Source organism: Methanobrevibacter sp. (genome assembly GCF_045577275.1).
Lineage (GTDB): Archaea > Methanobacteriota > Methanobacteria > Methanobacteriales > Methanobacteriaceae > Methanobrevibacter.
The window spans coordinates 1-8,916 of record NZ_JAZNIB010000025.1 but is presented as its reverse complement, the minus strand read 5'-3'; the positions used below and the strand labels follow the sequence as shown (position 1 = coordinate 8,916).

At 30.6% G+C, this 8,916-nt stretch carries 10 protein-coding genes; all 10 read right to left on the bottom strand.

Features of this window, described 5'->3' with window-relative positions; all coding sequences use genetic code 11:
• Positions 1-77 precede the first annotated feature (77 nt).
• The 10 genes from ACKI67_RS00950 to ACKI67_RS00905 all read right to left on the bottom strand — a co-directional run bounded on the left by ACKI67_RS00950 (position 78) and on the right by ACKI67_RS00905 (position 8,683).
• Positions 78-1,265 carry an NAD(P)/FAD-dependent oxidoreductase gene (locus tag ACKI67_RS00950; RefSeq protein ID WP_407461513.1) on the bottom strand — a complete coding sequence of 396 codons (1,188 nt, stop codon included), beginning with the start codon at positions 1,263-1,265 and terminating at the stop codon, positions 78-80.
• A gap of 20 nt (positions 1,266-1,285) precedes the next feature.
• Positions 1,286-1,450: a 4Fe-4S binding protein gene (locus ACKI67_RS00945; RefSeq protein ID WP_407461512.1), complete on the bottom strand. Its 165-nt coding sequence runs from the start codon at positions 1,448-1,450 to the stop codon at positions 1,286-1,288.
• Between the two features lie 364 nt (positions 1,451-1,814).
• Positions 1,815-2,420, bottom strand: coding sequence for an acyltransferase (locus ACKI67_RS00940; RefSeq protein ID WP_407461511.1), 606 nt, complete (start codon positions 2,418-2,420; stop codon positions 1,815-1,817).
• Between the two features lie 124 nt (positions 2,421-2,544).
• Entirely contained in the window at positions 2,545-2,856 is a 312-nt protein-coding gene (locus ACKI67_RS00935; protein WP_407461510.1) for a hypothetical protein, read from the bottom strand.
• A gap of 74 nt (positions 2,857-2,930) precedes the next feature.
• A complete protein-coding gene (locus ACKI67_RS00930) occupies positions 2,931-4,076 on the bottom strand; it encodes an ATPase (RefSeq protein WP_407461509.1) in 1,146 nt (381 codons plus the stop codon).
• Positions 4,077-4,195: 119 nt separating this feature from the next.
• Positions 4,196-5,614, bottom strand: a complete 1,419-nt coding sequence (argH, locus tag ACKI67_RS00925) for an argininosuccinate lyase (RefSeq protein WP_407461508.1) — start codon at positions 5,612-5,614, stop codon at positions 4,196-4,198.
• Between the two features lie 921 nt (positions 5,615-6,535).
• Complete coding sequence (locus ACKI67_RS00920; protein WP_296869229.1) at positions 6,536-6,694, bottom strand: 30S ribosomal protein S27ae; 159 nt, start codon at positions 6,692-6,694, stop codon at positions 6,536-6,538.
• Between the two features lie 27 nt (positions 6,695-6,721).
• Positions 6,722-7,039, bottom strand: a complete 318-nt coding sequence (locus tag ACKI67_RS00915; protein ID WP_407461507.1) for a 30S ribosomal protein S24e — start codon at positions 7,037-7,039, stop codon at positions 6,722-6,724.
• 77 nt (positions 7,040-7,116) lie between these two features.
• Positions 7,117-7,617, bottom strand: coding sequence for a GTP-dependent dephospho-CoA kinase family protein (locus ACKI67_RS00910; RefSeq protein WP_407461505.1), 501 nt, complete (start codon positions 7,615-7,617; stop codon positions 7,117-7,119).
• Between the two features lie 253 nt (positions 7,618-7,870).
• Complete coding sequence (locus tag ACKI67_RS00905; protein ID WP_407461504.1) at positions 7,871-8,683, bottom strand: DUF4013 domain-containing protein; 813 nt, start codon at positions 8,681-8,683, stop codon at positions 7,871-7,873.
• Positions 8,684-8,916 lie beyond the last annotated feature (233 nt).

Below are 8,916 nucleotides of genomic sequence, written 5' to 3'. Positions count from 1 at the left end.
AATAGAATAAAAAATTAAAAAAATAGTTAGAAAACAAATAAAAAATTTAAAAAAAAAAATAAAAAAGTGTAAATTATCTATAAGAATAATTTACGTAATTTTAAAGCTGCACTTGGTTGAACTTTAATTAAAGCTTTTACAAGTTCAGTAGTACCAAGAGTTTCAAATTCAATTTCTTGGAAAGCTTTAGCAATGCTGTTTAAGTCATCATCACTTAAAGACCATAAGTAGTCACAAGCTTTGGTGTATTTGTCCATATCACGACCCATAGCTTCATCTACCAAATCAGCATATTTTTTAAGGAATTTCTTGGAGCAGTCTCCTGCTTTAATAGCTTCAGCAGCAGTTTGACCAGCTAATTTACCACCGGTAATACCACTGGTGATTCCTCCACCGGTAAGTGGGTTAACTTGACTAGCTGCATCTCCACAAAGCAAGATATTGTCATTATACATCTCTTTTACAAGACCTCCAACAGGGTCTCCACCTACATTCAATTCAACAGGTTGAGCATCCTTAAGTGCATAACAGTTGTTAACAGCATCAACCAAATATTCATAAGCAGATTTTTCAGCCATATCCGGAATGATTGCAAGTCCTGCGTTTACGATGTCATCACCTTTAGGGAACAACCAGAAGTATCCTCCAGGTGCAATGCTACCGAAGTAGAACTCAAGGACATTGTTTCTTTCCATTTTAGCATTACACATTTCAAATTGTATACCTGATTCCATATGTTTAGGTTTGGTGATTGCTTTAAGTCCAGCCCATTTAGCTACGTGGGATTCAGGACCATCTGCACCAATGAGTATTTTAGCATTAATGTCGTAAACTTCACCCATGCATTCACAAGTAACTGTGTAAGATCCATCTTCCTCTTTTTTAAGACCTTTTGCTTGGGTTTTAATTCTGATTTCTACACCTTCTCTTCCTGCTTCCATAGCTAAATGCTTATCGAAAACTTTTCTCTCTAAGATGTATCCTGCTTCAGGCAATTCCACAACATCATTGGTAATCCATACATCGGTTCCATCAGGTGCAATCAATCTTACACCTTCAATTTCTTGAGTAATCCAATGAGGGTCAGCTTCAAGCTCTAAAATATCAAAAGTCTTCTTGGAAACACCTTCAGCACATCTTTTAGGAGCACCGATTTCAGATTTTTTATCTAAAAGAATTACTTTTGCTCCACCTTTTGCTGCAAATCTTGCAGCGGTAGAACCAGCAGGTCCAGCACCAATAACCAATACATCAGTTTTAATCATAATAATTCATCCCCACTAACTTATTCTTCCAATTCGAGTGCCGCTAAAGGACAAGCGTCTACACAAATTCCACATTCATTACAGTTTTCATCAAAAACTAAAGCAGTTTCTTTTACTTCTATGCAGTTTCTTACACAAACACCTGCGCAACAACCGCAATAAGAGCACCAATCTTTAACAATCATAATATAACTCCAAACTAGTTCAATTAATAATTAGTATAAAAACTTTAATTTTTAAAATATTTAAAACAAAACATAAATTAAATTAAAAAACTATGTTTTAGAATATTTTAGAATAAATATATAATATATAACATAAAATTATATATTTTTTATAATATATAATCTTTGGGTTAAAAATGGAAAATAAGGAAGAAATAAGGAATAAATAGGAAAAATAAAATCAATGATTAATAAAATTAAAAAATAAGCTAAAAAAACTTAATTAAATTAATAAAATAGATTAGAATATAAAAAATAATTTATTTCTAAAAAAGAAAAACCTAAAAAAATATAATAAAAAAATAAAAAGAAAGAAATTCCAAAACTAGATCATGTTTGGAACTCTGAGTGAAGTAGGCAATGGCTTAATTTTAGCTGGAGTACCGATAGCCAAGTAATAAGGAGGCACACTACGGGTTACAACTGCACCTGCAGCTACAATAGCTCCTTCACCAACTTCTATATTAGATAAGAATGTTGTATTTCCACCAACAGAACATCCTTTTCTGAGTTGAGGTCCTTTCAATTCATATTCTACTCTAATAGGATACCTGTCATTTGTAAAGCAGGCACAAGGGCCAATGAATACATTGTCTTCAATAATACTGTTTCTAGGAATGTATACATTGGATTGGATGCTTACATTATTTCCAATTTCACATCCACCTTCAATGACAGTATTTGTACCAATCAATACATCATTACCTATTGTAGTATGATCTCTTACAACAACATTATGTCCAGTTTTAAAGTCATCTCCAATGATTACATCATTATAGATTACAGTATTAGATCTTAGTAAAATGTTTTTACCCAATACAGGCTCTTTACTAAATCTTTTATAATTAACTCCTAATTTAATTCCTTCCCTAATTAATCTAGGGTCTTTAGAGTCATTATTATTTCCACGTAAATTTAAAAAACTAGGCATAATTTCACCTCTTCTATAAAGTTCAATGAACTTAAAATTTTTACAAAGTTAATATATTCAAATAATAGTATGTTGAATAAAGTATAAAAAATTAATGATTTAGATTGAATATTTTTTAAAGCAATCATAAATTCAATTCTCTCAATTTTTTATCCATTTCCTCTTCGCTAAGTTCGTCTTCCTCTTCCAATTCCATTTCCTTATCCAAGATTTCATCTTCACCAGATGCAATCTGTTGAGCTCTCCTATTTTCCTCTTCAAGATATTTTTCCTTATTCTCTTCCCAATCAGCCTTGATTTCTGCAATCAAATCATCATCAGCTTCAATAGCAGGTCCAGTATAGGAACAGTCCTTACATTCCCATTTTGACCAAACCTGTGGAATGATCCAATCTATATTAGTGGAACCACAACGTGGACAGATAGTTCTTTTCATATTTTCACCTCAATAAAGAATAAAAGCATAAGATTAAATTTTTACTTTATTATTTGTTCTGAATTATCATTTTTCTAATCAGTCTTATAAAAACTCCAAATCAAGTCCAATGCCTCACCAGGTTCAAGTACACCAGATCTTGTTTCCCTTAAAATTCTTTGTATCGAATACCTTTTCATGTGAGGAAACTTCTTGTGAACTTCATACAACAATGGGCATCCAAATCCTTTAAACTTGTTTAAATTATAATGCACAGTTAAGGATTTGTTTTCAGATTTTGATACGGATAATGAAGCAGGTAAGTTGAGCCTAATAACTTTATTATTATTGGCTTCATTATCTACATCAGTTGGTTCATTTTTACCAATTTCATCAATTTCATCTTCACTTTCATCAAGATTGCATACTTGTTCTGTTACACATTGACTTCCAGTTGCCAACATATCCCCAAAAATCACAATAGGAACATCATTTTCTAAAGCATATTTGTATAATGTTTCCTCAATGATCTTTGAACATCTTCCGCAAGGATGGAATCTTCCAGCGAATGATTCCTGAACCAATTCACTATAATCCACTTCAATATACTCATGAGGAACATCCAATTCCTCAACCAGCTTGTCAATGTTATGCCTAAATTGATTCGGCAGAATTATGGTTCCAGGGTCAACAGTAATTGCTATTGGATTGAATCCCAATTTTTTAGCCAATATTAGTGAAAAGCTGCTGTCAGTTCCACCAGATAATGCTACAATAGCTGCAGGCTTTTCCGCTTCAAAATAGCCATATGGACCTTCTTCCAAATCCTTGAAATACTTGTAGAAATTAAATGAATACAAATTATCCAATTTTATCTTTAGAATGTCTATTAAATTGTTTAATGCTATAAAAGTGCCATAATCCAAGTTTTCCTTATTTTCGTTTACAAATGAATTTAACTTATTCAAAGAAAGATTCATCCTATACTCCTTTTGAAGGAAATCAGAATGGCTTTCAACATGAATGCTGCCTATTTCAAGCTCTTCTCTGAGTCTGCCAACAACCCATCCTCCCTTTCCAATAATAGCTGATTTGTCAGGACGGTCATTGGTAATTATCCACATTTCATTCGCATCATTGTCATATAGAACTTCCTTAATGTCTATATTGACTTCTTCATGACCTATTTCCCTTCTGATCTTATTTATATGATTCAAAAGAGCGTTTACATCATATACCATATTTCCACCATCTAGAAACAATAATATCAATAGCTTAGCAATTTAAGATAAAATATTTAACAATAGTTATAAAATTTAAAAAATAAAAAAATAATAAAACAAATAAAAGTGAAAAACAATTAGATTCCTTGTTTTTCAAATTCATTATCTAAAAATATGTTCATATTGTCAATAGCCAATTGCACCATTTCAGGAGAAGGTCCACCAGGAACGTTTCTAATCTTAACGTTTTCAATTGGATTCAATGCATTATGAATCAATTCATCATCAAGACCTAATTTTTCAAATCCAAGTTCCTCTGCTACATTGTCTACATAAGCTCCATCAATTTCACTTGGATTAACTCCTTCAGCAACTGCCTCATTTACAATTCTGCCTACAATCTTATGAGCTGTTCTGAATGGTATCTTTCTTTCCCTTACCATAATGTCAGCCAAATCAGTAGCTGTTGCAAAGTTTGCTCCTGCTAATTCCAAGCATCTTTCTGTATTGAAAGTGACAGTCAAAAGCATATGGTTGACTATCTTTAAAGTGTCATAAGCCACATCACATGCATTCCATAAATGAGGAGTGATTTCCTGCAAATCTCTATTGTAAGTGTATGGAATAGCTTTTAGAATGGTTAGGATAGTGATCAATTCTCCATTGACTATTGCACATTTGGATCTTGCCACTTCTGCAACATCAGGATTTTTCTTCTGTGGCATGATTGAAGATGTTGATGAGTATTCATCAGCCATTGAAACGATTCCAAACTCATAAGTGCTCCAAAGAACCAATTCTTCACAGATTTTGGATAATGTAGTGCATAATGCACTGAGGTCGAATACAGTCTCTGCAATATGGTCTCTTGAGGAAACACCGTCCATTGAGTTTTCAAGATAATCATCAAAGCCTAACAATTGGGTTGTCAATTCCCTATCAATTGGAAAACTTGTAGTTGCCATAGCAGCTGAACCTAATGGGTTTAGATTGACTCTTTTATAAGTGTCATCCAATCTTTGGTAATCCCTTTTTAGGGCTTGTGCATGTGCCATCAAATGATGAGCCAAGGTAACTGGCTGAGCATGCTGCAAATGAGTGTATCCAATCATGACTGTTTCCTTATGCTCCTTAGCAAGTTCAATGATTCCTTCAATGAACTCAAGGATTCCAATTTGGATTTCAGATATTCTGTCTCTCAACAATAATCTTATATCTGTTGCAACTTGGTCGTTTCTTGACTTTGCAGTATGCATAAATCCTGCTTCAGGCCCTACAAGCTTGGTTACATAGTTTTCCACAGCCATATGAACGTCTTCAACAGAATGGTCAAATTCAAGTGCATCGAAACCTTCATCGCTTAGCTTATCCAACGCTTTAAGGATTTTATCTGCTATCTCTCCATCTATAATCCCTTGTGCCTTAAGCATTGAAGTGTGAGCGTAATTGCATTGAATATCTGCATCAAAGATAAATCTATCAAATTCCAATGAAGAAGTGTATACTGCTGCTTCATCGGTCATTTCCTTTTCAAGTCTTCCAGTTCTAATTTTCAAGGATATCAACTCGTTAAATTTAATAATAAATGTAAAATTTTTAATTATAATTTCAAATAAGAATTCAAGAAAATTCTTTAATTAGTTATATATTATTAAATTTTAGTTTTAATAATTTATATAAATATCTAATATAGATTAAAAAAGGACAGTTAGAATAGGAATTATGAAAAATAATAAAATTACGAAATTAAAGCAATATTAACTGTAAAATGAAGAGAATCAATTCATAATTGATAAGATTTAAATAATATAAATCTTAAAATAAGTTTAAGGGTTTACACCTGATGTAAACTCCCATTTTGAGAAAATTGGACGTCAAGGAATCCAAATATTATTTTGGATTCTTTTAACGTTTTTAAATTTTATACTATTTTTAGAATTTTTAAATTGAAAACAATTTATTTACTTATTTATGATTCGTTTTTTTTTAGTGCAATATAACTTTTTCAAACTCAACCAATATTTTCAAATTGATTAAATTTTTTTAAAATGAGTTTAATTTACAAAATAAAAGCAATTTATCAGTTAAAATGGAATTTAAAGCCATAATATTGGTTAAATTTATAAATAATTAATTTAAACTATTATTTAGGTTTCGATATCTAAAATAAATCATCAATTTTCTCAAAATCAAGGAGGTGAAATTATGGTTGTGACTTTGAGACAAGTTTTACTTGTTTCCCTTTTCATCATTCAAATGATCTTAATATTCATTGAGTGAACTGTAGTTTCATGACTGTTGAATTTTACAAAAAGTTTTAGGTCTGATTTAACCTTAGATATCCTTTTATCCTAATTTTGAATACTGAATAAAAAATAGTAAAAAATAGTTTAAAAAAATAGCATGAAAATATTGTTTAAATATTAAAATAATTAAAATAATTAAAAAAAAGTAAAAAAGTAAAGAAAAGAATAAATCTATTCTTTAGTTTTCATTTCAGTGTATCCGCATTTACCGCAAGCGAATCTGTCACCGTGGTCAGCCATGAATACACCTTCACCACAACGAGGACAGAATGGGTTTTTCCTTACGATTTTGTCTCCTTCTACAGTGTATAAATCTTTTTTATCAGGCATAATAATATCCTCCTAAATCCTTCCTAATTATTCTTCCGCTTCATCTTCTTCTTCAGCAGGAGCTTCTGGTTCTTTGTTCTTTTCAATGATGCTTGGTTTTTCAACATCAATTAAAGATGATTCTCTACCGTATACTTTAGCGTAACCAGTTGCTTTAGGTTCACCGTATCCTGGTTGAATGTTGTCTACAACGATTAATTCTTTTTTAGTGTCAAGCATAGCAACTAATTTGCTTTTGACATCTAAAAGCTTAGGAGTTGGTTCTCCTATGTAAGAAACAATAAATTTAACTTCAGTTCTATCAAATAAAACGTTTTCTTTCTTTTCAATAATTTCAATATCCATTATAAAACCTCTCTTTTAGGGTTTGAATTTAATTATTATTAATAAATTAAATAATTTATCAAAGCAAACTAGAACAACTATTCCTTATTAAAATAAGTCATAAGTTTAGCTGCTTTGTCTTTTCCTTCGCAAACATTTACAAAGACCAAACCTTCGTTAGGTTGACCATATAAAATAACAGCATCTTCAGGTGCAATCAATAAGCATGGAAGAACTGCAAGATCTTCTTCCCCTTTAACTACAATAATACGATTTTCATTATCCTCTAAAGTTAAAGAAATAGCTTTCTCTATGGTTTCCCATAGATTTTCAGTGATTGTGCCTGCAGGATTATCTGCTTCTAAAATGTTTTCTGTACGAATAATATCATGATTATGATCTTTACGTTGAATACGATTGTCAATGATTCCCAAATCTGGAATCAAATCATTATCAACAAGATTTTTAGTAGTTTGATCACCAACAGAGATTAGAAAATTAGCTTCTTTAATCATAGGTATTGCATCTTCAAATTCAGCATACAATTTACCTAACGGTTTTTTAAATTCACCAATTAAATTTTCATCTAATTTAAACAAGTTTTAACCTCTATCAATAAATCCAAAATAATAATATTTTAAATCAATATTTTAAAATGAGCATAAAATATATAGTAAAATAATTATTATACTTTAATATTTATCTAATTTAAGATATATAAAGTTTAGCATTAAAATCAGTCTAAAAAAAGAAAAATTAATAAAAATAAGAAAAAAGAGCGATGAATCACATCACTCTAATTGTGAAAAGTTTTGGTCAGGCTTTTAAGGCCATAGGCCTTAAAAAGTTTGTCTATTCTGCATCACTATAAAGGTTTCCTAAAGCTCTAGCAGCGAATAAAGCAATGAATGGAGCTATCACTAAGAATCCAATTAATATACCAACATATGGTATAGCAGTGAAGAGCCCTAAAATAATTCCTAAGACTATTGTAATGATTAATAAAAGGATATACCATCCAATATATCTTCCAACACCGATTTCTTGAATGTCACCAATTACTTCCTTAATGTTAATAGCTTCACCGATACTGTCATATTTAGCTAATCTGCACATTGCAATTTCCAACAATAAACCAAATATGATATATAAGATCATTGCAACAACAGCAGTGATTAAAAGTCCAGCGAATAACGCAGACCAGTACTCTTGAGGAACTGTATTTACCATAGCAGTAGCATTAACGGTAGTGTTTGTTACTTCCTGACCCATATATTCAACAATCTTGAACACTGTGGAATAGGTTCCGGAAAGCCATCCTACAACCAAAACGATTATTGTTGGTATGATATAGTAAACGATTTCAACAACCAATAATTTTAATCCATCAACAAGATTAGCAAAAATATCCAATGCAGGGATATCATCACTAAAATTTATTGTTTCTTTTAAAACACTTAAGATATAACCTTGTGTAACGAAATAAAGAATTAAAGTAACAATTGCGAGTAATTCTATTACTGTTGTATTTATTTCAATACCCCAAGAACCTAATACTGAGGTTAAATTTGCAACAAGGAAAACTACTCCAAAAATGAGTAAAGCCTTATAATCCTTAGTAGGATAAGCTAAAGCTTCCTTGAATAAATCTATTAATCCAGTCATAAAAAGCCTCCATAATTAAATAGTTATTATTAAAATAAACCATTTTTTTTGATTTTAGTATAAAAACACAATAATATATTTAAATAAAACTCTTATATATACCTTTTTATCAAAATAATAATATTTTGATTAAATAATTCAAAATAGATAACATAAACTTAATAGAATTAATAAAAAATAGCAAATAATCAAGATTAACTAAAATTAATGAAATTTATAAGAAAAAATAGCCA